The organism is Pantoea sp. PNA 14-12, from assembly GCF_004364735.1.
In the GTDB taxonomy this organism is placed as follows: Bacteria; Pseudomonadota; Gammaproteobacteria; order Enterobacterales; family Enterobacteriaceae; genus Pantoea; species Pantoea stewartii.
This window is the reverse complement of record NZ_SOAJ01000007.1, coordinates 116205-139372: the sequence shown is the minus strand read 5'-3', so window position 1 is coordinate 139372 and position 23168 is coordinate 116205. Positions and strand designations below refer to the sequence as shown.

The 23168-nt window shown below is 54.3% G+C and carries 22 protein-coding genes and 1 pseudogene; 4 read left to right on the top strand and 19 right to left on the bottom strand.

Annotated features, from left to right (window positions below; all coding sequences use genetic code 11):
* Window positions 1–587: 587 nt before the first annotated feature.
* Window positions 588–1697, bottom strand: a complete 1110-nt coding sequence (gene asd, locus C7434_RS20200; protein WP_133745857.1) for an aspartate-semialdehyde dehydrogenase — start codon at window positions 1695–1697, stop codon at window positions 588–590.
* Window positions 1698–1916: 219 nt separating this feature from the next.
* Between asd and C7434_RS20195 the strand changes: the two genes are divergently transcribed.
* Window positions 1917–2510, top strand: a complete 594-nt coding sequence (locus C7434_RS20195) for a YhgN family NAAT transporter (RefSeq protein WP_006121032.1) — start codon at window positions 1917–1919, stop codon at window positions 2508–2510.
* 42 nt (window positions 2511–2552) lie between these two features.
* On the opposite strand, the gene gntU is transcribed toward C7434_RS20195, so the two are convergent.
* The 4 genes from gntU to C7434_RS20175 form a co-directional block, all read right to left on the bottom strand.
* Window positions 2553–3893: a gluconate transporter gene (gntU, locus tag C7434_RS20190; RefSeq protein WP_039342707.1), complete on the bottom strand. Its 1341-nt coding sequence runs from the start codon at window positions 3891–3893 to the stop codon at window positions 2553–2555.
* Between the two features lie 3 nt (window positions 3894–3896).
* Complete coding sequence (gene gntK, locus C7434_RS20185; RefSeq protein ID WP_006121033.1) at window positions 3897–4433, bottom strand: gluconokinase; 537 nt, start codon at window positions 4431–4433, stop codon at window positions 3897–3899.
* Between the two features lie 136 nt (window positions 4434–4569).
* Window positions 4570–5565, bottom strand: coding sequence for a gluconate operon transcriptional repressor GntR (gene gntR, locus C7434_RS20180; protein ID WP_054632941.1), 996 nt, complete (start codon window positions 5563–5565; stop codon window positions 4570–4572).
* A 100-nt stretch (window positions 5566–5665) separates the two neighbouring features.
* Window positions 5666–6361, bottom strand: coding sequence for a pirin family protein (locus tag C7434_RS20175; RefSeq protein ID WP_033738177.1), 696 nt, complete (start codon window positions 6359–6361; stop codon window positions 5666–5668).
* A 359-nt stretch (window positions 6362–6720) separates the two neighbouring features.
* Between C7434_RS20175 and C7434_RS20170 the strand changes: the two are divergent.
* Window positions 6721–7214: pseudogene (locus C7434_RS20170) on the top strand (GNAT family N-acetyltransferase).
* Between the two features lie 33 nt (window positions 7215–7247).
* On the opposite strand, the gene ggt reads toward C7434_RS20170, so the two are convergent.
* The gene (gene ggt, locus C7434_RS20165) at window positions 7248–8999 is read right to left on the bottom strand and encodes a gamma-glutamyltransferase (RefSeq protein ID WP_133745856.1); all 1752 of its coding nucleotides are present in this window, start codon (window positions 8997–8999) and stop codon (window positions 7248–7250) included.
* A 201-nt stretch (window positions 9000–9200) separates the two neighbouring features.
* Here ggt and C7434_RS20160 point away from each other — a divergent pair, with 201 nt between their 5' ends.
* Window positions 9201–9488 (top strand): DUF2756 domain-containing protein, encoded by a 288-nt coding sequence (locus C7434_RS20160; RefSeq protein WP_133745855.1) that lies wholly within the window; start codon window positions 9201–9203, stop codon window positions 9486–9488.
* Here the strand turns inward: C7434_RS20160 and ugpQ are convergent.
* From ugpQ to C7434_RS20110, 10 genes are all read right to left on the bottom strand, one after another.
* Window positions 9485–10228: a glycerophosphodiester phosphodiesterase gene (ugpQ, locus tag C7434_RS20155; protein ID WP_133745854.1), complete on the bottom strand. Its 744-nt coding sequence runs from the start codon at window positions 10226–10228 to the stop codon at window positions 9485–9487. The two genes, C7434_RS20160 and ugpQ, sit on opposite strands and share 4 nt — an antisense overlap.
* Complete coding sequence (locus tag C7434_RS20150) at window positions 10225–11298, bottom strand: sn-glycerol-3-phosphate import ATP-binding protein UgpC (RefSeq protein ID WP_033738186.1); 1074 nt, start codon at window positions 11296–11298, stop codon at window positions 10225–10227. The genes ugpQ and C7434_RS20150 overlap by 4 nt, the downstream gene beginning before the upstream one ends.
* A 2-nt stretch (window positions 11299–11300) precedes the next feature.
* Window positions 11301–12146 (bottom strand): sn-glycerol-3-phosphate ABC transporter permease UgpE, encoded by an 846-nt coding sequence (gene ugpE, locus C7434_RS20145; protein WP_006121040.1) that lies wholly within the window; start codon window positions 12144–12146, stop codon window positions 11301–11303.
* Window positions 12143–13030: a sn-glycerol-3-phosphate ABC transporter permease UgpA gene (gene ugpA, locus C7434_RS20140; RefSeq protein WP_006121041.1), complete on the bottom strand. Its 888-nt coding sequence runs from the start codon at window positions 13028–13030 to the stop codon at window positions 12143–12145. Before ugpA ends, ugpE begins: the two co-directional genes overlap by 4 nt.
* A gap of 55 nt (window positions 13031–13085) precedes the next feature.
* Window positions 13086–14402, bottom strand: a complete 1317-nt coding sequence (gene ugpB / locus C7434_RS20135; protein ID WP_033738192.1) for a sn-glycerol-3-phosphate ABC transporter substrate-binding protein UgpB — start codon at window positions 14400–14402, stop codon at window positions 13086–13088.
* A 284-nt stretch (window positions 14403–14686) separates the two neighbouring features.
* Window positions 14687–15394 carry a high-affinity branched-chain amino acid ABC transporter ATP-binding protein LivF gene (gene livF / locus C7434_RS20130; RefSeq protein WP_006121045.1) on the bottom strand — a complete coding sequence of 236 codons (708 nt, stop codon included), beginning with the start codon at window positions 15392–15394 and terminating at the stop codon, window positions 14687–14689.
* Window position 15395: 1 nt separating this feature from the next.
* On the bottom strand, window positions 15396–16163 hold the full coding sequence (gene livG, locus C7434_RS20125; protein WP_006121046.1) for a high-affinity branched-chain amino acid ABC transporter ATP-binding protein LivG: 768 nt from the start codon (window positions 16161–16163) through the stop codon (window positions 15396–15398).
* On the bottom strand, window positions 16160–17431 hold the full coding sequence (locus tag C7434_RS20120) for a high-affinity branched-chain amino acid ABC transporter permease LivM (RefSeq protein ID WP_033738194.1): 1272 nt from the start codon (window positions 17429–17431) through the stop codon (window positions 16160–16162). Before C7434_RS20120 ends, livG begins: the two co-directional genes overlap by 4 nt.
* Complete coding sequence (gene livH / locus C7434_RS20115) at window positions 17428–18354, bottom strand: high-affinity branched-chain amino acid ABC transporter permease LivH (protein WP_033738195.1); 927 nt, start codon at window positions 18352–18354, stop codon at window positions 17428–17430. Before livH ends, C7434_RS20120 begins: the two co-directional genes overlap by 4 nt.
* Before the next feature lie 128 nt (window positions 18355–18482).
* The gene (locus C7434_RS20110) at window positions 18483–19607 is read right to left on the bottom strand and encodes a branched-chain amino acid ABC transporter substrate-binding protein (RefSeq protein WP_058701436.1); all 1125 of its coding nucleotides are present in this window, start codon (window positions 19605–19607) and stop codon (window positions 18483–18485) included.
* Between the two features lie 401 nt (window positions 19608–20008).
* Between C7434_RS20110 and panM the strand changes: the two genes are divergently transcribed.
* Entirely contained in the window at window positions 20009–20395 is a 387-nt protein-coding gene (gene panM / locus C7434_RS20100; RefSeq protein ID WP_033738204.1) for an aspartate 1-decarboxylase autocleavage activator PanM, read from the top strand.
* A gap of 43 nt (window positions 20396–20438) precedes the next feature.
* On the opposite strand, the gene rpoH is transcribed toward panM, so the two are convergent.
* The 3 genes from rpoH to ftsE all read right to left on the bottom strand — a co-directional run bounded on the left by rpoH (window position 20439) and on the right by ftsE (window position 23168).
* Window positions 20439–21296: an RNA polymerase sigma factor RpoH gene (rpoH, locus tag C7434_RS20095; RefSeq protein ID WP_006121051.1), complete on the bottom strand. Its 858-nt coding sequence runs from the start codon at window positions 21294–21296 to the stop codon at window positions 20439–20441.
* Between the two features lie 230 nt (window positions 21297–21526).
* Window positions 21527–22510 carry a permease-like cell division protein FtsX gene (gene ftsX, locus C7434_RS20090; RefSeq protein WP_033738206.1) on the bottom strand — a complete coding sequence of 328 codons (984 nt, stop codon included), beginning with the start codon at window positions 22508–22510 and terminating at the stop codon, window positions 21527–21529.
* Window positions 22500–23168 carry a cell division ATP-binding protein FtsE gene (gene ftsE, locus C7434_RS20085; protein WP_006121054.1) on the bottom strand — a complete coding sequence of 223 codons (669 nt, stop codon included), beginning with the start codon at window positions 23166–23168 and terminating at the stop codon, window positions 22500–22502. The genes ftsX and ftsE overlap by 11 nt, the downstream gene beginning before the upstream one ends.

Genomic DNA, 23168 nt, shown 5'->3' with positions numbered 1-23168 from the left:
AACCGCGGAGCCGGTATGTGAGCGCCCTTGCACAATGATGAAAAACAGTAAAATATATTAATACATAACGGATTTATGTCTCATAATCTTCACTCAAATGCAGTATCTTTTTTTGGCGCGATCATCATGCCTGCGTGCCGTATGGACGAAAGGCGGTCAACGGCCTGCCGGGCTCGCCACCTGTCTTACGCGCCGGGAGCCGTGAGCCACGGCGACATTTCCCTGGCCGCTTTAACATGACATAAAACGGGCAACTGCCGAGTGTGCGTTAACAGTGTGACAGGATGCTGCTCACACGCCGGAACCACGCGCCTTTTGAAAAAAAACGCGGCCAGCTTGCACCGAAAAAAGTCTGTCTTTACCAGCCAAAACAACCAGTTAGTGAATACATTAAAACAGCCCGTCTGTTACACGCCTATGTTAAATCATAGCTTGGCGGCGAGCGTTGACAGAGCAGATCAGCAAAAATTTATTTCTGGACAGGCAAAAAGGGGAAGCGGATCACTTAGTGATCGTAACGGTAGAACAGTTTGCAGGGATTTGTAGAAAAAAGACCGGAAAAACCCGGTCTTTTTCGTCTTTCAGATTTAGTCGATCAACAGACGTAACATGCGGCGCAACGGCTCAGCCGCACCCCACAGTAGCTGATCGCCCACGGTAAAGGCCGAGAGGTATTCTGGCCCCATATTCAGTTTGCGCAGACGGCCGACCGGCGTGTTCAGCGTCCCCGTTACCGCCGCAGGCGTCAGTTCACGCATAGTGATTTCACGATCGTTAGGCACGACTTTTACCCATTCATTATGGGACGCCAGCAGTTGCTCAATCTCGGCCAGCAGCAGATCTTTTTTAAGTTTCAGCGTGAAAGCCTGACTGTGACAGCGCAGCGCACCGACACGGACGCAAAGTCCATCGACAGGAATGACGCGCGGGGTCGCCAGAATCTTGTTAGTCTCAGCCTGTCCTTTCCACTCTTCGCGGCTTTGGCCATTATCAAGCTGCTTGTCGATCCACGGAATCAGGCTGCCCGCTAACGGCACGCCGAAATTATCCGTCGGCAACGTGCCAGAGCGCGTGAAATCCGTCACGCTACGTTCGATATCCAGAATGGCAGAGGCAGGATTTTGCAACGAGGTCGCCACGTGATCGTGCAGCATGCCCATCTGTGTGAGCAGCTCGCGCATGTGACGGGCACCGCCCCCGGACGCAGCCTGATACGTAGCCACGGAAACCCATTCAACCAAATCATGTGCGAACAGGCCGCCCAGTGACATCAACATCAGACTCACCGTACAGTTGCCGCCAACAAAAGTTTTGATGCCGCTGTCGATGCCCTGACGAATAACCTGATGGTTAACCGGATCCAGGATAATAATGGCATCGTCTTTCATGCGCAGCGTGGACGCCGCATCAATCCAGTAGCCATTCCAGCCACTGGCACGCAATTTCGGATACACCTCAGAGGTATAGTCGCCGCCCTGGCAAGTAATGATGATATCCAGCGCCTTCAACGCGTCAATATCAAAGGCGTCCTGCAATGTTCCCTGCTGTTTGCCCGCAAACGTCGGGGCCGCTTCACCATGTTGTGAAGTGGAGAAAAAGACCGGATTGATTACATCAAAATCACGTTCTTCACTCATGCGGGACATCAGCACTGAACCCACCATACCGCGCCAACCCACTAAACCTACATTCTTCATGTCATATCCGTTTCAGGGTGATAAACACCTGACTTTCTCATCGAAGGGAAAAGTGTCGTGGTACTTTCACGCCACTCTGCGTAATAATCAACGTTGCCTGTGATGATTAACTCTACAAAATGCAGATTTTCTGGCAAGTGAATTAATGTAATCGGGCCAACTTTTTCAGCAGCCCTGCTAATAACCCGGCTTTATCTATAACGAGAAGATGTTAAACGAATGACTGAAATGATCTCAGCAACAATATTATTGTTGTTAATAATGGATCCGTTGGGCAATTTGCCGATTTTTATGTCGGTTTTAAAGCATCTGGAACCCAAACGTCGGCGCGTCGTGCTTATTCGCGAAATGCTGATTGCCCTTATCATCATGTTGTTGTTTTTATTCACGGGCGAACGCATTCTGGCCTTCCTTAATCTGCGTACCGAAACCGTCTCCATTTCCGGTGGCGTTATCCTGTTTTTAATCGCAATTAAGATGATTTTCCCCTCGCCGGAAAGCAGCAGTACCGGGTTACCGGCGGGCGAAGAACCCTTTCTGGTGCCGCTGGCCATCCCACTGGTGGCGGGGCCTTCACTGCTGGCGACACTGATGCTGTTATCCCACCAGTATCCGAACCAGATGTCGCATCTGGTTGGAGCCTTACTCATCGCCTGGGGCGTAACGGTGATGATCCTGCTGTTATCGGGCCTGTTTCTGCGTCTGCTGGGGGACAAAGGCGTTAACGCACTGGAGCGCCTGATGGGATTGATCCTGATTATGCTGGCGACGCAGATGTTTTTAGACGGGATTCGTGTGTATCTGAAGCTATAGCTGTCGGCGTTAACCCGGGCAGCGTTGCCCGGGTTAAATCGCTCAGGTGAGCAGGGTAAAGGCGATCATCCCGACCACCGCGCCCACGGTGCCTAAAATGGTTTCCATCAGCGTCCATGTCTTGAGCGTTTCACCTTCGGTCGCGCCGGTGAAGCGGCCAAACAACCAGAAGCCCGCATCATTAACATGGCTGATAATAATGGAACCGCCGCCGATGCAGATGGACAAGGCTGCCAGTTGTGCGCCGGAGTAATGCAACGGTTCTATCACCGGCATGATCAAGCCCACCGTCGTCAGGCAGGCCACCGTCGCCGACCCCTGAATCACCCGGACCGCACCGGACAGAATAAAACAGGCCAGAGCAACCGGCAGCCCGGCACCGGTTAAGGCATTGCCCAGTACCGGCCCTACGCCAGAATCAACCAGCACCTGTTTAAAGACGCCGCCCGCTCCTATTACCAGCAAAATAATCCCCGCAGGCTGCAGCGCACTGCCACAAATCTGCATCACTTTTTCTTTATCCATGCCCTGACGGTACGCCAGGCCATAGATAGCGACCAGACAGGCCAGCAGAATCGCGATGAAGGGATGCCCGATGAATTCCAGCCACTCGTAAAGTGTAGAACCCTCAGCGGTAAAGCGTGCACCAATGGTTTTCAGTCCCACCAGCACAAGTGGAAACAGGATAAGCGCCAGGCTAAAGCCAAAAGAGGGCAGCTTGCCGGCATCAACGTCGGGCTGATGATCTTCCGGTGGTGCGCTGAACGTTACGCGCTTCGCGATAAAATTGCCAAACAACGGCCCGGCAATCAGCATGCCCGGCAGAGCGGCACACAGCCCAAGCAAAATCATCCAGCCGAAATCCGCATGCATTTGCGAAGCTAACAGCATGGGCGCAGGGCCCGGCAGCAAAAAGGCCGCCGCCGCCGCCACACCGGCAAACAAGGGAATAACCAGCCTGACCAGGTTATCCCCTGTCCGCCTGGCGACAGCGAATGCGATGCTAATCAGCAGCACTACGGCCACCTCAAAGAACAGCGGCAACGCGCAGATTAAGCCGGCAATGCCCATGGCAAAATGCGCCCGGCTCTCGCCAAAGGTTTTCAGCATGCGAATCGCAATCTGATCCACCGCCCCGGTTTCGTGCAGGATCTTGCCAAACATGGCACCCAGCGCCACGACGATGGCTAAGAAACCGAGCGTGCCGCCCATGCCTTTCTGCATCGTTTCCGCGATTTTATCCAGCGGCATGCCCGACAACAGACCCGCGCCCACAGAAACCAACATCAGGGCAAGAAAAGCATGCATCCGGGCTTTCATCACCAGAAAAAGCAGCAGCAGGACAGAGCCTGCTGCAGTCAAAATAAGTGTTGCGGTATTCATGGTCTAGCCTTGATTGATTGCATCCTTAATGGTTGCAACCGTTGCCGCTACAACCTCGTCCAGGGAGTGCGTGATATCGACAGCCAGCACATCCGTTTCATCCGCACCCGGCTCTTCCAGCGTCGCAAATTGTGTTACCAGCATTTGCGGCTTAAAGAAGTGCCCTTTGCGCGCTTTCAGACGCGATTCGATGGTGTCGAAATCCCCTTTCAGGTAGACAAAACGCAGGTTGTCGTTGCCCTGTCGAAGCATATCGCGGTAATGCTTTTTCAACGCTGAGCAGACGATGATCGAGATCGCCTGCGTACGTTGCATGGCGAACGCCGCGTCGTTCAATGCCTGTAACCATGGCAAACGGTCGTTATCGTCCAGCGGATGGCCTTCTGCCATCTTTAAGATATTGGCGCGGGGATGAAGAAAATCGCCATCGAGAAAAGCGGTGTTCAACTGGTGGGAGACCCGGTTTGCCACAACGGATTTGCCGCTGCCTGAAACACCCATCAAAATAAAAACGTGATGTGGCGTGGATTGCGTCGTCATTTTCTACTCCGGCAAGTCAATGTGCCATGTTACCGATAACAATGATGCTTATCATTCTCCTGGTGACATTACACTCTGGCAACCTTTTTACTGACTGAAGCCTTAAAGTGTGAGCTGACTCATAAATTTGCGCGAATCAGATACTGCCGCCTTCCACAATAGCAAATCCCATATCCAGCGGCTGGCTGGCCCGGTTTTCGCCGGCAATGCGCGCCAGTAACAACGCGGCCGATTCACGACCTATTTGGTCACGCGGCGTCAGAACCGTCGCCAGCGCAGGCGTCACCACCTGACTGATATCATGACCGTGAAAACCGGCAATAGCCATTTGGGAAGGCACCTGAAGCCCCTGACGCTGGCACTCAAACATCGCGCCCACCGCCAAATCGTCGTTGGTACAGAACAGGCTGTCCGTCTGAGGATAGCGTCGCTGCGCTTCGCGGAGCAATTCGCCACCGGCACTGAAAGAGGAGGCTTCTTCCATCATGACACTGCGCGGCGTTAATCCGGCTTCGCGCATGGCACTTTCATAACCCCGCTGCTTTTGCAGCGTGCGTTCATCCAGGCGCGCGCCCAGATAAACGGTATGACGGTGCCCTTTTTTCAGAATCGCCAGCGTCATTTGCCGGGCGGCTTCGACGTTGTCAAAGCCTACCGCCATATCCAGACAGGGCGTAACGCTGTCCATCATTTCAATCACCGGAATACCGGCCACCTCCAGCATGCGTAACGTCCCTGCTGTATGTGTGCGTTCGGTCAGAATCACGCCATCGATGTTCCAGCCAAGCAGCGACCGCAGTTGGCGCTCCTCTTTTTCCGGGTTATAACCAAAGTGTGCCACCAGCGTCTGGTAACCGGCTTCATCCGTCACCGCTTCGATTCCCCGCAGAACATCGGCGAACACCTGATTGGTCAGCGAGGGCAGCAACACGCCGATGGCGCGGCTGGTCGCGTTGGACAGCATATCGGGAGCGCGATTGGGGATGTAACCCAACTCATCCAGCGCAACGGCGATCTTCTCCCCCAGCGCAGCCGACACCTGCTCAGGATTGCGCAGATAACGACTGACAGTCATTTTGGTGATACCGATACGATCGGCAACGTCCTGTAAAACCGGTCTTTTCTTCTTCATCGTAAGCGCCTGGATCTCGCTGAAAGCACATGACGACGAGTCTACCACTTTTTTACAGGCAGATTGCTAATGGGGCGAGACAGGCTCGCCCCCTTCAGGCTCAGACCGGCGGCAGGTCGAACAACAACACTTCGGCCGCGCTGTCGGCTTCAAGCGTCAGGCCAGTTTCGTCCCAAACGGCAAAGGCATCACTGTTTGACGCGGATTGCCCGTTCACCTTCACGTCGCCTTTGACAACCTGAATCCAGATACGGCGTCCCGGCTCAATGGTCACGCTGTCGCTTTCGCCTGCCGCAAATACCCAGCGCGATAGCGTCATGTCCTGCCAGACTTTGAGCGAACCGTCACGGGCATCCGGGGTGAGGATAAACTGGCGACCCTGCACATCCGGAAAGCGACGCTGATCGTAACGCGGCTCAATCCCCGTGCGCTCTGGAATGATCCAGATTTGGTAAAGATGCAGCGGTTCTGTTTTGCTGGCGTTGTATTCTGAATGACGTACGCCGGTACCTGCACTCATGATCTGGAACTCACCCGCGGGAATCTGTTCCTTGTTGCCCATGCTGTCCTGGTGTTCCACGGTACCCGACAGGACATAGGTCAAAATTTCCATGTCTTTATGCGGATGCGTACCAAATCCCTGGCCGGGATCGATCACATCTTCATTAATCACCCGCAGGGCTGAGAAGCCCATAAAATTTGCATCGTAATAGTTGGCAAACGAGAAGGTGTGCCAGCTGTCCAGCCAGCCATGATTAGCGTGGCCACGTTCTTCAGCTTTACGTAAATAGATCATGTTCAAATCTCCTCACTGTTTTTTATAGTTTGGTATCAGGTGAGAAAGATTGATAGCTGAAAAACTTCACCTCTCTGTTCAAAAATTATGAACCTCTGGCAAAGGGTTGTTGAACGGAACTGAAGGAAAGCAGGACGGGCGCGCAAAAAAAAAGCCAGCACCCGGCTGGCTAAATAATACTGGAAGCAATGTGAGCAATGTCGTGCTTTCTGACGTCTCGACAACATCCAGAAGGCATGACAATAATAATCATTATCATTCTCGTCTGTAAAGCGCTTTTGTGTATTATTTCTGTTGACGCCTGACGTAAATCCCCTGATGTTTAAAGGGCTTACCACGTGCTCATAAGGATAACCGCCATGCCTTCAGTGATGATTCGCCATGCTGTCCCGGCTGATGCCCCCGCGTTAACTCGTCTTTACAGCCAGCCTGGAACCCAGGCCGCAACCCTGCACCTGCCCTATCCCTCGCCCTCACTATGGGAGAAAAACTGGCCAGTCCACGCGCCGGTGTGCATATGTTGGTAGCCTGTATTGATGAGCAGGTGGTCGGGCAACTCACGCTTGAAGGCGTTACGACAGCACGGCGGCGACACTGCGCCAGCATAGGGATGGGCGTTGATCCGGCGTTTCATCGACGCGGGGTGGGCAAAGCTTTGATGGCGGCAATGGTCGATCTTTGCGACAACTGGCTTCAGGTGACGCGCATTGAACTGACGGTCTTTGCTGATAATCACAAAGCAATCGCGCTGTACCAGCAGTTCGGTTTCCGAATTGAAGGCACCGCGCAGCGCTATGCGATACGCGAGGGGAACATGACAGATGCGCATTTTATGGCGCGTATCAGAGCATAACGAAACGGGCAGCCAGAAGGCTGCCCACCGATATCAATAACCGGCACTCAGATCGCCCACCGTGCGGGGATCAGACGCACCGTACAGCGTACCGTCAGGACCAATCATAATACTTTGTGTACTGCCCATGGCCGGTTGCACTTTAACGTGTTGCCCTTTCGCTTCGAGTAAGCGCAACGTATCCGGGCTGAAGCCCTTCTCAACCCGTAACTGATCGGGCAGCCACTGGTGATGGAAACGCGGCGCATTGGTCGCCTCTGCCACGTTCATGCCGTAATCAATGCTGTTCACGACCATTTGTAATACCGTGGTGATAATGCGACTGCCGCCCGGGCTACCGGTAACCAGCCAGGTTTTTCCGTCCTTCGCAACGATAGTCGGTGACATTGAGGATAACGGACGTTTGCCAGCCTGCACCGCGTTGGCTTCCCCGCCCACCAGCCCATATACATTCGGCGTGCCCGGTTTGGCCGAGAAATCATCCATCTGGTTGTTCATCAGAATGCCGCTGTTACCCGCTACGATGCCACTGCCGAAGTTAGTGTTTAAGGTGTAGGTGACCGCAACCGCATTGCCGCTTTTGTCCACCACAGAGAAGTGAGTGGTTTGATTACTTTCGTAAGGGGCCAGTTTACCGGGCTTAATATCACTGGATGGCCGTGCCTTCGCCAGATCGATTTTCTGTGCCAGCGATTTGGCATAGGCTTTGCTGGTCAGCGCCTGCCACGGGACTTTGACGAAGTCTGGATCGCCCAGATACTCGGAGCGATCCGCATAGGCATACTTCTCTGCTTCAGCCATGACCTGCATGGAGTCGGCGCTGCCAAAACCCATTTTTCCCAGATCGAAATTTTCCAGGATATTCAGGATCTGCACGATATGAATACCGCCCGATGAGGGTGGTGGCATCGAGAAGACCTCATAGCCCCGGTAAGTGCCGCTGATCGGCTTACGCTCTACCGCATGATAGGCCGCGAGATCGGCTTTCGTTATCAGGCCGCCATGCTGCGCCATCTCGGCCGCAATCTGGTCGGCAATCTTGCCTTTATAAAACGCATCCGGGCCTTGTTGTGCGATCAACTGCAGGCTGTGAGCCAGATTCTTTTGTACCAGACGTTCGCCTTTCAGCCAGGGCGTGCCATCCGGTTTGAAGAAAATAGCTTTACTGTTGGGATGGGCGAGCAGGACTTCCTTGCCATAGGTGTTAAGATCGTCCGCCAGCGCATCATTCACGATAAACCCGTCGCGCGCCAGTTTGATGGCAGGTGCCAGCAGTTTATTCAGCGGCAGCGTACCGTATTTGTTCACCGCCAGCGCAAAGCCAGCCACGGTGCCAGGCGTGCCTGAAGCCAGCGGTGACGTTAGAGAAAGCTTACTGTCGGCGTTGCCTTGCTTGTCCAGGAACATATCGCGCGTGGCCGCCGCCGGGGCCATTTCACGAAAATCGATCGCCGTGGTCTGTCCTGATGCCGTTCGCAACAGCATAAATCCACCGCCGCCCAGGTTGCCCGCCTGCGGATGCGTCACTGCCAGCGCGAAGCCAACCGCCACAGCGGCATCGACCGCGTTACCGCCCTGACGCAGGATATCCACGCCCACATTGGTGGCCAGCGCATCGACTGACGCTACCATGCCGTTATGGGCTTTGACCGGATGAAACGTATCGCTGTCTACGCCATAGGAGACGGGCGGCGCCTGAACCGGGGCGGCATTTGCCCCCGTAACAACAGTAAAACTCATTAGTAGTGACCAGCTCAGCTGGCGTAACCTGGCTTGCATCATCATTCCGTTCCCACCTTCACGGTTATTTACATTTCTTTATCCTTTATGTAACTGACTACAAACAAAGCCGAATATCAAGGATTAACACAAATTCAGTGCACTCCTGGAGCAGTAATCTGAACCAGCGCATAAACTTACGCTAACGACCACATGACCTGCTTCAGGCATGCACACACAGCACCGGTCGTTTACTGGAGGATTAAAATGAAAAAGTGGCTTATGGTTTTCGCCGCCCTGCTGCCGTTAACCGGCATGGCGAACATGCTAAACAGCACGAATGATCCCAACAAGCCTAGCTATAATCCCAGCCAGCAACGCATGCAGACCCAGATGCTTAACCAGTCGCAGCAACAGCAGACGAAGTTACAGCAGGACCAGCAGCGGCAGAATCAGGACGTACAGCGGAAGTTGCAGGAGCAGCGGGATAGTGCCCAGCAGCGCGTGATCAAATCGCAGCCGGGCCAGCAGCAGAACCAACAGAATATGAACTAGTGAAAATCGGGGCCAATGCTGTCGATGCTGTCGGTACAGATGGCATCGACGCCCCATTTCAGTAATGTCCTTGCCCGTTCCGGGCTGTTCACGGTATACACCAAAATACGCAGATCGGCCTCTTTCAGCTCAGCGACTCTGGCCTCAGTGAGGACCTTGTGATTCAGGTGAATTGAAGTGCAGTCCAGCGCCCGCGTCTTCGCCTGCCATGCGTTATCCCAGTGATGAGATAACAGGCCGCGCGGCAGTTGTGGTTCGGCCTGCATGGCTGCTTCCAGTGCCACAAAGGAGAACGAGGATAGAAGAGGAAGAGGTTGCCCCTGCCACAGCGTGGCAGCGGCCTGCGCAATGGCGCGTCCGGTTTCGGCGTCGGTCCCTGTGGTCGGTTTAATTTCGATATTGGCCATCAAGCCATGCTGACGGCAGCGTGCCGCGACCTCATCCAGTCGGGCCAGCTTTTCGCCCTGAAAGGCCGCGCTGAACCAACCGCCCGCATCAAGCTGCGACAGCTTGTCCCACGGGAGCTCGCCCGCAATGCCCCAGCCGTCGCTGGTGCGATCTAACGTATCGTCATGCAGCAGAAAAATGTGCGCATCTGCCGAGAGTTTGGCATCAAACTCAATCATCAGATGTCCGTATTTTGCGCCAACGTCAATCGCAGCAAGGGTATTTTCAGGTGCCAGCTTGCCACCACCACGATGGGCGACAATGCGCGGATAGGGCCATTGCTTTTCACTCATTCCAGACGCTTCCCGTGACTTGAATCGAAGAAATGTAACGCCTCAACAGGCAGATGCAGCCACAGGGTGCTGCCTGCTTCAGGGCGCTCGCTATGGGGTAAGCGTACCACTAAACGTGCCTCACCGATGCGACCGTGTGCCAGATTGTCGGCACCCAGCATCTCAAGCGTCTCAACACGGAAGGGAATGCCGCCCTGCTGCTGGCTACTGAGTTGAACATGTTCGGGCCGGATACCGAGCACCACGGGGCGATTGGCCCATTTGGCTTTGCCCTCGCCCACCGGAATAGCGTGGGACGCATCAACCACAAAGCGCGCGCCATCTTCGCTGAAATTGCCCTGTATCAGACTCATCGCGGGGGACCCCATAAAGGAGGCCACAAACAGGCTGGCCGGGCGCTCGTAAACATCGACCGGCGTGCCAATCTGTTCCAGCACGCCTTTGTTCATCACCATCACGCGCTGGGCCAGCGTCATCGCTTCAACCTGATCGTGCGTCACATATAAGCTGGTCGTTTGCAGACGGCGATGCAGTTGCTGAAGCTCAAGGCGCATTTGTACGCGCAGGCGCGCATCCAGGTTAGAGAGCGGCTCGTCGAACAAAAATACGGCGGGTTCACGCACGATGGCACGCCCCATGGCCACGCGCTGGCGCTGTCCACCGGATAACTCACGTGGACGGCGCGTTAACAGATGATCCAGCTCCAGGCTCCGTGCCGCATCCAGCACGCGTTGGCGAATATGCTCTTTACTCATCCCACGAATTCTGAGGCCGTAAGCCATATTTTCTTCGACGGACATATGGGGATAAAGTGCGTAGTTCTGGAACACCATGGCAATGCCGCGATCCTTGGGCTCCTCATGCGTGACGCGTTTATCCGCGATATAAATATCGCCGGACGTGACGCGCTCCAGTCCGGCCACCATGCGCAACAGCGTGGATTTGCCACAACCCGAAGGGCCTACCATCACCATAAACTCGCCGTCATTGATCGTGACGTTGAGCGGCTGGATGATTTGATTTTTACCGTCGTAAGATTTGGTCACCGCCTGAAGGGTTACGCCTGCCATCACTATTTCTCACTCTCAACCAGACCACGCACGAAGGCGCGCTGCATAACAAACACCACCACCACGGGTGGAATCAGGGTTAATAACATTGCGGCCATGACTTCGTTCCACTGCGTTGGCGAACCGCTGGTAGAAATCATGCTTTTGATCCCCGCCACGGCCGTGCCCAGGCTGGCGTTATCAATGATTAATAATGGCCAGAGGTACTGGTTCCAGCCATAGATAAACGTGATAACGAACAGCGCCGCCAGATTGGTTTTTGACAAGGGCAGCACGATGTCCCAGAAAAAACGCATCGCGCTGGCACCGTCAATGCGCGCGGCTTCAATGAGCTCATCCGGCAGCGACATAAAGAACTGCCGGAACAGGAAAGTGGCCGTCGCGGAGGCCATCAAGGGCAGTGTCAGACCGCTGTAGCTGTCCAGCATGTTGAGATCGGCAATCACCTGCACCGTTGGGAAAATGCGCACTTCGACCGGCAGCATCAGGGTGATAAAGATCATCCAGAAGAACAGTGAGCGCAGGGGGAAGCGAAACCACACCAGGGCAAAAGCGGACAGAATCGACACCAGAATCTTACCGACGGTGATACCCAGCGCCATGATAACGCTGTTCATCAGCATCAGGCTAAAGGCCGGACCGTTGCCGTTCACGCCCTGCGTCCAGATATGCGAAATGTTTTCCCACAGGTGAGTACCGGGAATCAGCGTCATCGGGACGTTATAGACGGCGTCGTTATCCAGCGTGGCGGCCACAAAGGCCACATAGAGTGGAAACAGGATGGTCAGAATACCCAGCACCAGGACGACATGGCTGAAAATGTCCAGCCCGCGACGATTTTCAATCATTGATATTGCACCTTACGCTCGACGAAGCGGAACTGAATAACGGTCAGCGCGATAACCAACAGCATCAACACCACGGACTGCGCAGCAGATGAGGAGAGATCCAGACCGGTAAAGCCTTCACGATAAATCTTATAGATGAGCGTCGTCGTCGCCTGGACCGGGCCACCGCCTGTCGCGGCATCAATGACCGGGAACGTATCGAAGAAGGCATAAATCAGGTTAACCACCAGCAGGAAAAAACTCACCGGGGTAATCAACGGAAGCGAAATAGAGAAGAACCGACGCACCGGCCCTGCCCCATCAATGGCGGCGGCTTCGACCAGCGACTTTGGTATCGACTGTAACGCGGCAAAAAAGAACAGGAAGTTGTAGCTCATCTGCTGCCACACTGAAGCCAGCACCACCAGGAACATGGCCTGGCCGCTGTTCTGTGCGAAGTTCCAGTTATAGCCCATGTGGTTAAGCAGGTAGCTCAGCAACCCCAGGCCGGGACTGAACAGAAACATCCACAATACGGCCGCGATCACCGGTGCCACCGCATAAGGCAACAGCAGCAACATCTGATAGAGCTTGCGCAGGCGTACGACGTAGTCCACCAGCGCCGCCAGGAGCAATGAGGACACCATGCCAAAAAAGGCGACCATGCTGCTGAACTTGATGGTGGTCCAGAAGGTGTCCAGATAAAGCCCGTCGGAAAAGAGCCGTTCAAAGTTCGCCAGACCCACAAAGGTGCTGGAGATGCCGAAAGGATCCAGGTTTTGCAGTGAATACCACAACGCTTCACCCGCTGGCCAGACAAAGAAAATAGCGGTGATCAGGAGTTGCGGCAGCACCAGCAAATAGGGTAACAGGCGATTACGAAACACCGGGCGAGATGGAGACATAACGTTCTCTGACTTGGGTGAAAAAAGGCCAGCCGGAGCTGGCCTGCAGAACGGATTATTTATTCTGTTGCTCGAAACGACGCAGCAGCTCATTACCCCGCTTCACGGCGTTATCTAACGCAGCCTGCGGTGTCTGCTTGCCGGTCCAGACGCTTTCTAACTCTTCATCCAGGATGGTACGAATCTGCGGCATATTCCCCAGACGCATGCCTTTGGTGTAAGGCAACGGCGGTTTGTTCATCATCTGGCGAATCGCAATATCCGCACCTGGGTTTTTCTCGTAGAAGCCTTCTTTCTTCGTCAGCTCATACGCGGCGGTAGTAATAGGCAGGTAGCCCGTTTTCTGGTGCCATTCCGCGGCAATTTTTGGCTCGGTAAGGAACTTCATAAATTCCGCCGCGCCTTTGTAGGTATTGGCATCTTTGCCTTTCATCACCCACAGGCTGGCACCGCCGATAATCGCGTTCTGCGGGGCATTCGGAATATCCGCATCGTAAGGCATCATGCCGACGCCGTAATGGAATTTGGCGTAATGGCGGATATCGGCCAGTGAACCTGACGAGGCCGTGGTCATGCCACAGTCACCGTTATAGAACTTCGCGGTCGATTCATCTTTACGACCAAAATAGGTGAAATCACCTTTCTTGTTCATGTCTTCCAGCAACTGGATATGGCGAACCTGCGCCGGTTTATTGAATTCCAGTACCGCATCGGTGCCGTCGAATCCGTTATTTTTTGTGGCCACCGGCAAACCGTTCCAGGCGCTGAAGTTCTCAATCTGAATCCACCCCTGCCAGCCGCTGGCATAGCCACAGCTCATGCCTGATTTACGCAGTGCATCGGCATCTTTTGCCAGTTCCTGCCAGGTTTTGGGTGGCTGATCCGGGTTTAAACCGGCTTTTTTAAACGCATCTTTGTTGTAGTACAGCACAGGCGTGGAGCTGTTGAACGGTTGCGAGATCAGCTGGCCTTTTGAATTGCTGTAGTAAGCCGCGACCGCAGGAACAAACTGCTTCTCGTCCATTGAAATGCCCGCGTCTTTAAAGACCTGATAAACAGGCACAATGGCTTTAGAGGCCATCATGGTGGCGGTGCCCACTTCGTAAACCTGCAACAGCGCGGGCGCTTTTCCGGTGCGGACCGCGGCGATACCTGCCGCCAGACTTTGTTCGTAGTTCCCTTTGTACACAGGGACGATTTTGTAGTCAGGGTGTTCCTGGTTAAAACGTTGTGCCAGTGAGTCAACTTCTTTGCCTAACTCGCCTTCCATTGAGTGCCAGAAAGGGATCTCAGTGACGGCCAGTGCATTACCACTGATCGCCAGACCGAGCAGGGCGCTCATCAGGCTACGACGAAAAGTAACAACGGACATAGGATTTTCCTGTTCAGGTAGGTACGCGCGCTATCACGCATTTTTTGCTCGCGAAGTAACATGACATGTGGAAATGACGGAAAAATAACAGTCAGATGACGGAAAAATGACGACAGAATGTCAGGATATGACAGTGATAAGCGCGTTTAATGGACCGGAAAGCGCCGGGCTGAACCGCGCTGCTGAAGCAGAGATAAGTATGTGCCGTAAGGGAAGGAAAATTCGCCGGGTGACAGCCCGGCACAGAGCCTGCAGTCACCCGGCGTAGATGATGGCGGGGAAACCTAGGCGCCCAGATAGGCGCTGCGCACGGCTTCATTCGACAGCAGTGCCGCACCGCTGTCCTCCAGCACGACATGACCATTTTCCAGTACGTAGCCCCGATCGGCCAGCTTCAGCGCCTGGTTCGCGTTCTGTTCAACCAGGAAAATCGTCATACCTTCGCTGCGCAGTTGCTCAATCGTGTCAAAAATCTGCTGGATAATAATCGGCGCCAGACCCAGAGAAGGCTCATCAAGTAACAACAGGCGCGGCTGGCTCATCAACGCGCGGCCAATGGCGAGCATTTGCTGTTCACCGCCCGACATGGTGCCCGCACGCTGCACCTTACGCTCTGCCAGACGTGGGAACAGGGTGTAAACGCGCTCGATGCGCGCCAGATACTCCGGGCGACTGGCAAAAAATCCGCCCATGGCCAGGTTCTCTTCCACCGTCATGCGTGAGAACACGCGGCGACCTTCGGGCACGATGGCAATCGCCTCACGCATAATGCGCGCCGTTTGCCAGTCGGTAATGGTTTTGCCGTCAAACGTGATCGTACCGCTGGTGGCGCGCGGCTCGCCGCATAATGTGCCCAGCAAAGTGGTTTTGCCTGCACCGTTTGCGCCAATCAGGGTGACGATTTCGCCCTGATCGATATGCAAACTGACATTATGCAGCGCCTGAATTTTGCCATAGTGCGCACTGACATTATCAATGGTTAACATGGCCATATTACGCCTCTCCTAAATAGGCACGGATCACATCCGGATTATTACGAATCTCTTCCGGCGTGCCGTTCGCCAGTGGCGTGCCCTGATTCACCACATAAATACGGTCAGAAATGCCCATTACCAGCTTCATATCGTGCTCAATCAACAAAACGGATACCTTATGCTCGCCTCGTAACTCGGCGATCAGCGCATCCAGCTCATGCGTCTCTTTCGGGTTAAGTCCGGCTGCCGGTTCATCCAGCATTAAAATCTCCGGCCGCGTCACCATGCAGCGGGCGATCTCCAGTCGGCGCTGCTGACCGTAAGCCAGGTTACCGGCCTGGCGATTCGCCATATCGAGTAAGCCAACCCGCTCAAGCCAGGTGGCAGCGCGATCCAGCGCCTCGCCTTCACTGCGGCGAAAAGCCGGGGTTTTCAGTAGCCCCGCAAACACGCCACTTTTCAGGTGCTGGTGCTGGGCGACTAACAGGTTTTCAATCACCGTCATTTCGCGAAATAAACGGACGTGCTGGAAGGTCCGCACGATCCCCATACGGGCGATCTTCTGTCCGGGCAGGCCAGTCAGGTTCTTGTCGCGTAAGGTGATACTGCCGCCCGTTGGCTTATAAAAGCCGGTCAGGCAGTTAAAGACAGTGGTTTTACCTGCACCGTTTGGACCAATAAGCGACACAATTTCCTGGGGGCGCAATTCCAGTTTAACGTTGTTCACGGCTAACAGACCGCCGAAGCGCATCATCAGGCCTTCAACGGCTAATAAAGGCTGACTCATGCCTGTTCTCCTTGTTTACCCTGACGCAGTTTCAGGTGCGGTCGTTTCATCGGCAGTAAGCCTTGCGGACGCCAAATCATCATCAGCACCATCAGCGCCCCCAATACCAGCATGCTGTATTCGTTGAGGTCGCGCATCAGCTCACGCGAAACCACCAGCAAAATGGCGGCCAGAATAACGGCAAACTGCGAGCCCATTCCGCCCAACACCACGATAGCCAGAACAAAAGCGGACTCGACAAAGGTAAAGGACTCCGGACTGACAAAGCCCTGGCGAGCGGCAAACAGCGTTCCCGCGAAGCCAGCAAAGACGGCGCTGATAGTAAACGCGGTCAGCTTAATGCGGGTCGGGCTCAAGCCCAGCGAACGACAGGCGATCTCATCTTCACGTAACGCTTCCCATGCCCGACCCAGCGGCATGCGCAGCAGGCGGTTGATCACAAACAGCGTCAGCACCACCAGCAACAACGCCACCAGATAGAGGAATATCACCCGGTCGTTAGGATCGTACTTCATGCCAAAGACATCGTGAAACGTGCCCCATCCCCCCTCGCTGACGCGACGGCCAAACTCCAGGCCAAAAAAGGTGGGCTTAGGAATCTGAGCAATCCCATTCGGACCGCCGGTGATTGCCGTGTTATTGAGCAGCAGAATACGGACGATTTCGCCGAAGCCGAGCGTAACAATAGCCAGATAGTCACCGCGCAAGCGCAGCACCGGGAAGCCGAGCATCAGGCCAAATGCGCCCGCCACCAGGCCCGCCAGCGGCAGGCTTTGCCAGAAACCAAAACCATAGTAATGATTAAGCAGCGCGAAGGTATACGCGCCAATGGCATAGAAACCACCGTAGCCCAGCACCAGCAGACCCGACAGCCCTACGACCACGTTCAGTCCCAGACCCAGCATGATGTAGATCAGTGTCAGGGTGGCAATATCGACGCTGCCGCGTGTAACCAGGAACGGCCAGATAACCGCCGCGGCGATCATCAAGCCCATAATGGCTTTTTGCTTTGGCGTTGAGCCGTCGAAGCCCGGCAACACCAGGCCACCACCGCTACGTGTCAGCTTGCCCTGAAACAGCGGACGTAGCAGTTGAAACAAAAACACAACGGCACAACCGATGAATATCCAGTTCCAGCGCACGCTGCCGGCATTCACTATCTGTAGCTGCGTACCATTCAGATCGAGGCGCATTCCCATAAAGAAGGCCGCCAGCACCAGCAGCATGACCGCTGAAACAATCGCATTGACCAGACCAAGGCGTTTCATACTTTCTCCACCTCCGGGCGGCCCAGAATACCGGTAGGCATGACCAGCAGCACCACAATCAGTAAGGCAAACGACACCACATCTTTGTATTCGGTGGAGAGATAAGCCGAGGTCAGCGCTTCGGCAATGCCCAGCACCAGCCCGCCAATCATCGCGCCGGGAATACTGCCGATGCCGCCCAGGACCGCCGCAGTAAAGGCTTTCATCCCCGCCATAAAGCCGATAAACGGGTTAATCGAGCCATAAAACTGCCCCAAGAGCACGCCCGCAACCGCCGCCATCGCCGCACCAATCACAAAGGTCAGCGAGATCACCCGGTCAGTATTAATGCCCAGCAGGCTGGCCATTTTGAGGTCTTCCGCACAGGCGCGGCAGGCGCGTCCCATGCGGGAATAACGGATAAACAGGGTCAGGGCCAGCATTGCCAGGAACGTGACCACCCAAATCACGATCTGCATCGTCGACAGCGTGGCGGCAAAGCCGTTACTTTCGCCCAGCGTCCACTGGCCGGTGATTAAGCTCGGCAGGGCAAGGTCACGTGAACCCTGCGTCAGGCTGACGTAGTTTTGCAGAAAGATGGACATTCCGATGGCGGAGATCAACGCAATCAGACGCTTGGATGCCCGTACGGGACGATAAGCCACCCGTTCGATGCTCCAGCCATAGGCACTGGAGATGATAACGGCCATAACAAAACCGGCGGCAATCATGAGCCAGCCGGTATCAATACCCATCATCATCAGGGCTGCAATAACCATAAAAGAGACATAGCTACCGATCATATAGACTTCGCCATGGGCGAAGTTAATCATGCCGATAATGCCGTAAACCATGGTGTAACCGATGGCGATCAGCGCGTAGGTGCTCCCCAGAGTCACCCCGTTGAACATCTGCTGAATAAAATAGAGAAACTGCTCGGACATAGTGAGGACCTGCTCAGAAACCAGAAAACCCCTCTCCTGCTGCCAGAAGAGGGTTAGCCAGGCGATGGCGCGTCAGTCACGCCTTCTCCTGCTTCCCCGCTGTCGTACGACGGGGAAGAATCAGTGCCTTATTTAACTGCGGTAGACGAACCGTCTTTGTGCCATTTGAAGACGCCAAACTCGAAGCCTTTCAAATCGCCTTTCTGATCCCAGCTCAGGTCGCCCATCACTGTCGGAACCGGTGCGCCGGTTTTCAGGTTCTTCGCTATCGCATCCGGCTCATCGCTCTTACTGCGCTCCATGCCGGTCACCAGAGACTGGATAGCCGCATAGGTTGTCCAGACAAACGGGCCGGTAGGATCTTTACGGTTAGACGCGCTATTCGCTTTGATGGCGTCCACGATGGCCTTGTTCTGAGGCAGCTGGTCGTAACGTTTTGGCAGGGTTACGTAGAGCCCTTCTGAGGCGTCGCCCGCAATGTTAGACAGCGAGGCGTTGCCCACACCTTCTGGCCCCATAAAGCCTGCTTTCAGTCCTGCCGCTTTTGCCTGACGCAGAATCTGGCCCAGCTCCGGGTAATAACCACCGTAATAAACAAAGTCGACGTTTTCTTTCTTCAGTCGCGCAATCAGCGTTGAGAAATCTTTATCGCCCGCGGTGATCCCTTCAAACATCACCACGTTGCCGCCTTTCGCTTTCAGGGTTTTCTGTACCGATTCTGCCAGACCCTGGCCGTATTGCTGCTTGTCGTGCACCACAGCAATGCGTTTTGGCTTGATGACATCCAGAATGTAGTTCGCCGCGGTTGGACCCTGATCAGAATCCAGACCGGTCGTACGCATCACATCGGCATAGCCGCGTGCAGTCAGTTCTGGCGCGGTAGCCGCAGGCGTAATCATCAGCACGCCTTCATCGTTATAGATATCTGATGCAGGCTGCGTAGAGGAGGAGCACAGGTGACCGATAACATATTTAATACCGTCATTGATGACCTTGTTAGCCACCGCAACCGCCTGTTTCGGGTCACAGGCATCGTCATATTCGACACCGACCAGTTTGTCGCCGTTTACGCCACCTTTGGCATTGATGTCTTTAATCGCCTGTGCGGCGCCGGTAAATTCCATATCACCATATTGCGCGACCGGGCCAGTAGCGGCACCTACGATAGCGATCTTAATGTCTTTCGCTATTGCCGCATGGCTCATCGCCAATGCAATGCATCCTGCCAGTAACGCGCGACCTGTCATTTTCATGCGAACTACCCCATCAGTTATGTCGTGTTTGTTGTGAGTGGTTTTATTTTGGCCAGATAAAGGGGAAAACTGATTTAACAATAAGGAGTTAGCACGCTTTTCTGGCTTTTATTAATAATAAGGCTTTATATTTCAGTCTATTAAACAGGAAGTTTATTCTGTAAAGCAACTGACATATTCATGATTCGCGGCCAAAAGCAGCATAATCAACTGGATGCAATGCGCGGCTTTTGTTCACCAGGCCAGCGCGTTATGCTGGCTTTAAATGCTGACTACCTGTTTATAACTATTATCCTGGCACTCTGTCGCTGTTTTGACCTGTTTTATTGCGTAAAATGTGCCGGGGTTCTGATTACGGGAATTGACTACACTTTCGGCTTTTACACGGACAGGTGTTTGTTATGAAGCTTACTATTTTGCGGTTGACCTCTCTAACGCAGCAGGATCGGATCGATCTGGGGAAAATCTGGCCTGAGAGGGATTTGGCCACGCTGGAAAACGCGTTAAATGAAAATCACCGCCTTTATGTCGCACGCTTCAACGACCGTTTGCTGGCGGCGTTACAGTTAGAGATAGCCGGTATCCACGGTAAAGTGCATCATCTGACCGTCAGAGATGTCACGCGACGTCGCGGTGTCGGGCAATATTTGCTGGAAGACACGATGAAGCAGAACCCATCGCTGGAGGACTGGTGGATTGCTGATGACGGTAGCGAAGATCAACGCGTTCGAGCGGCGTTTATGCAGGCCTGTGGATTTCGTGCGCAGGTTGATGGCTGGGTAAAATAAATCGCGGGCAATAAAAAGGGCGACCTGAGGTCGCCCTGTCTCGTCAGGCTTCGATAGCCATTCGGAGTTTTTTCATCGCGTTCTTCTCAAGCTGTCGGACGCGCTCAGCAGAAACACCGTATTGATCGGCCAGTTCCTGCAGGGTGGTTTTGTTGTCTTCGTCCAGCCAGCGGGCACGGATGATATGCTGGCTGCGCTCGTCCAGCCCTTCCATTGCATAAGTCAGCTTATCGGCTGCATGCGATTCCCAGTTGTCCTCTTCGATGCCGTCCGCAAAGTCAGAGGTTTTATCCTGGAGATACAGCACCGGCGCCATGGATTTTCCTTCGCCGCTTTCGTCGTCAGCGGACATATCGAAGGTCATATCCTGAGCCGCCATGCGCGATTCCATTTCTCGCACATCTTTGCTGCTCACGCCCAGCTCACGCGCCACCATCTCGACTTCATCCTGGTTAAACCAGCCCAGACGCTGCTTGGTTTTACGCAGGTTAAAGAACAGCTTGCGCTGTGCCTTAGTGGTCGCCACTTTCACGATGCGCCAGTTACGCAGCACATACTCGTGAATTTCTGCTTTGATCCAGTGAACGGCAAAGGACACCAGACGAACACCCACTTCAGGATTGAAGCGACGAACGGCTTTCATCAAGCCAATGTTACCTTCCTGGATCAGGTCAGCCTGAGGCAGGCCATAGCCAGAATAGTTACGAGCGATATGAACAACAAAGCGTAGGTGAGACAGGATCAGCGTCTTTGCCGCATCCAGATCGCCCTGGTAATGCAGCCGTTCAGCCAACGCTTTTTCCTCTTCTGCCGACAGCATCGGCCAGGTGTTGGCAGCCCGAACGTAAGATTCCAGGTTGCCCAGAGGAGCAATAGCTAAAGTTTGCATTTCTTTGGTCATTCAAACCCTCACAAAATCAGTGGAATTGCCGCATCTTTCCATAAGCGCACGTCACATTATGTCAACGTCGCAGGAAAACCAAAAGCAATCTGTGCTACTTAGAAAACAAAGTTATCCACAAGTTCAATTATAGCAGTGAATATTTTACACACAGATGACAGCAGGGCAACATCCTCTGCGCCCACTGTCGGCAGCAGAGGATGATTATAACAAAAAAATGTTGCAGCGCTTTACTGGGGCGTAAATCGACGTAAATGTTGTACGGTTGCCAGCCAGGCGGCAATCCAGCCGATAATGGCGGCGATGAGCAACAGCAGTAACGCCTCATCCCAGGAGAACCCTTCCAGAGAGAAGGTGGTGCCAAATACCGACGCCACCTGAGCCACAACAGACTGCAGGCGCAGCACCAGCACTTCAGACAGGATCAGGGAAAGTACCGCGCCACTAAACCCCAGTAACGCGCCACCATACAGGAACGGCCGCAGGATAAATCCATCTGTTGCCCCGATCAGCTTCTGAACGTTGATCGTATCGCGGCGGGCAAAAATACTCAGCCTGACGCTGTTACCAATCACGAGGAAGACCGCCACGATCATCAGGATACCGATCATCGACGCAATTTGACCGACCAGGCCGGTCAGCGCCGCCAGACGGGCAAACCAGCTGTCATCCATCCGTACCTCATCGACGCCCTGCACTTTCGCCACTCTGTCGCGTAACGTTTGCATGGTGTCCGAATTCTGGAAGTTGAGCTTTGGCGTAATGATAACGACAGCAGGCAGCGGATTCTGTTCCAGCATGTCCATCGCGCCGCCGAAGCCTGACCAGTTGCGGAATTCATTCAGGGCTTCTTCACGCGTCAGATAGTTAACGTGATCCACACCCTCAACCTGTTTCAGTTGCGCGGTCACATTCTCAGCAGCCGTATCATCCAGCGTTTTTGAGAGATACACCGTCAGTTGCGGCGCGGGATACCACTGCGAAGCCGCCTGACTGACGTTTTTCCACACCATATAGCAGACGCTGGGCAGCGTCAGGGAAATCGCAATCACCATCACTGTCAGCAACGTCGCCAGCGGCTGACGCCACATATCTGACAGCGTACCGCGTAGCGCGTAGCGCCACTGTTCCTGCCAGCCACCGCGTAACGCTTTGCTCTTTGACGGTTGCTTCGCCTTCGGGGCTGCCGCGCGTTTGTTGCGTTTATTGACCATCGTGGCCTCCGTGCAGGCGTCCTTTATTCAGCGTCATTACCCGATAATTGCGGCGACCAATAAGGGCAACATCATGCGTCGCCATCAAAACGGTCACACCTACGCGGTTAAACTCTTCAAACAGGCGCAGGATGTCTTCTGACAGCGCCTCATCCAGGTTACCCGTTGGTTCGTCAGCCAGCAGAACGGCGGGCTTATTCACGACGGCACGGGCAATACCGACACGTTGCTGTTCACCGCCGGAGAGCTGAATAGGAAAACTTTTCGCTTTGTCGAGCAGGCCCACTTTATCGAGCGCCGCCGAAACACGACGACGGATATCCTCGCCGCTGGCACCGGAGATGATCAACGGGATGGCCACATTGTCATAAACGCTACGATCCATCAGCAGATGGTGATCCTGAAAGATCATCCCGATCTGACGACGCAGGAACGGCACTTCGCTGTTACGTAGGCGCGAAATATCGTGTCCGCTAAACCAGATTTGCCCGGCGCTGGGGCGCTCAATGCCACAAATCAGCTTCAGCAACGTACTCTTACCTGCCCCGGAGTGGCCGGTCAAAAACGCCATTTCGCCAGGACGCAGATTAAAATCTACGCCCTGCAGCGCCTGACGTCCGCCGAGATATGCCTTACTGACCTCTTCAAAGCGAATCAT

Excerpts from the sequence above, each read along its gene's own strand:
- C7434_RS20150 (WP_033738186.1), bottom strand. The coding sequence starts at position 11,298 with ATGGCAGGCGTAACCCTTCAGGCGGTGACCAAATCTTACGACGGTAAA.
- livH (WP_033738195.1), bottom strand. The coding sequence starts at position 18,354 with ATGTCCGAGCAGTTTCTCTATTTTATTCAGCAGATGTTCAACGGGGTG.
- C7434_RS20160 (WP_133745855.1), top strand. The coding sequence starts at position 9,201 with ATGAAAAAGTGGCTTATGGTTTTCGCCGCCCTGCTGCCGTTAACCGGC.
- livG (WP_006121046.1), bottom strand. The coding sequence starts at position 16,163 with ATGAGTCAGCCTTTATTAGCCGTTGAAGGCCTGATGATGCGCTTCGGC.
- rpoH (WP_006121051.1), bottom strand. The coding sequence starts at position 21,296 with ATGACCAAAGAAATGCAAACTTTAGCTATTGCTCCTCTGGGCAACCTG.
- asd (WP_133745857.1), bottom strand. The coding sequence starts at position 1,697 with ATGAAGAATGTAGGTTTAGTGGGTTGGCGCGGTATGGTGGGTTCAGTG.
- gntR (WP_054632941.1), bottom strand. The coding sequence starts at position 5,565 with ATGAAGAAGAAAAGACCGGTTTTACAGGACGTTGCCGATCGTATCGGT.
- C7434_RS20120 (WP_033738194.1), bottom strand. The coding sequence starts at position 17,431 with ATGAAACGCCTTGGTCTGGTCAATGCGATTGTTTCAGCGGTCATGCTG.
- ugpA (WP_006121041.1), bottom strand. The coding sequence starts at position 13,030 with ATGTCTCCATCTCGCCCGGTGTTTCGTAATCGCCTGTTACCCTATTTG.
- panM (WP_033738204.1), top strand. The coding sequence starts at position 20,009 with ATGAAGCTTACTATTTTGCGGTTGACCTCTCTAACGCAGCAGGATCGG.
- ggt (WP_133745856.1), bottom strand. The coding sequence starts at position 8,999 with ATGATGATGCAAGCCAGGTTACGCCAGCTGAGCTGGTCACTACTAATG.
- ugpE (WP_006121040.1), bottom strand. The coding sequence starts at position 12,146 with ATGATTGAAAATCGTCGCGGGCTGGACATTTTCAGCCATGTCGTCCTG.
- ugpQ (WP_133745854.1), bottom strand. The coding sequence starts at position 10,228 with ATGAGTGAAAAGCAATGGCCCTATCCGCGCATTGTCGCCCATCGTGGT.
- ugpB (WP_033738192.1), bottom strand. The coding sequence starts at position 14,402 with ATGTCCGTTGTTACTTTTCGTCGTAGCCTGATGAGCGCCCTGCTCGGT.
- ftsE (WP_006121054.1), bottom strand. The coding sequence starts at position 23,168 with ATGATTCGCTTTGAAGAGGTCAGTAAGGCATATCTCGGCGGACGTCAG.
- ftsX (WP_033738206.1), bottom strand. The coding sequence starts at position 22,510 with ATGGTCAATAAACGCAACAAACGCGCGGCAGCCCCGAAGGCGAAGCAA.
- gntK (WP_006121033.1), bottom strand. The coding sequence starts at position 4,433 with ATGACGACGCAATCCACGCCACATCACGTTTTTATTTTGATGGGTGTT.
- C7434_RS20175 (WP_033738177.1), bottom strand. The coding sequence starts at position 6,361 with ATGATCTATTTACGTAAAGCTGAAGAACGTGGCCACGCTAATCATGGC.
- livF (WP_006121045.1), bottom strand. The coding sequence starts at position 15,394 with ATGGCCATGTTAACCATTGATAATGTCAGTGCGCACTATGGCAAAATT.
- gntU (WP_039342707.1), bottom strand. The coding sequence starts at position 3,893 with ATGAATACCGCAACACTTATTTTGACTGCAGCAGGCTCTGTCCTGCTG.
- C7434_RS20195 (WP_006121032.1), top strand. The coding sequence starts at position 1,917 with ATGACTGAAATGATCTCAGCAACAATATTATTGTTGTTAATAATGGAT.
- C7434_RS20110 (WP_058701436.1), bottom strand. The coding sequence starts at position 19,607 with ATGAAAATGACAGGTCGCGCGTTACTGGCAGGATGCATTGCATTGGCG.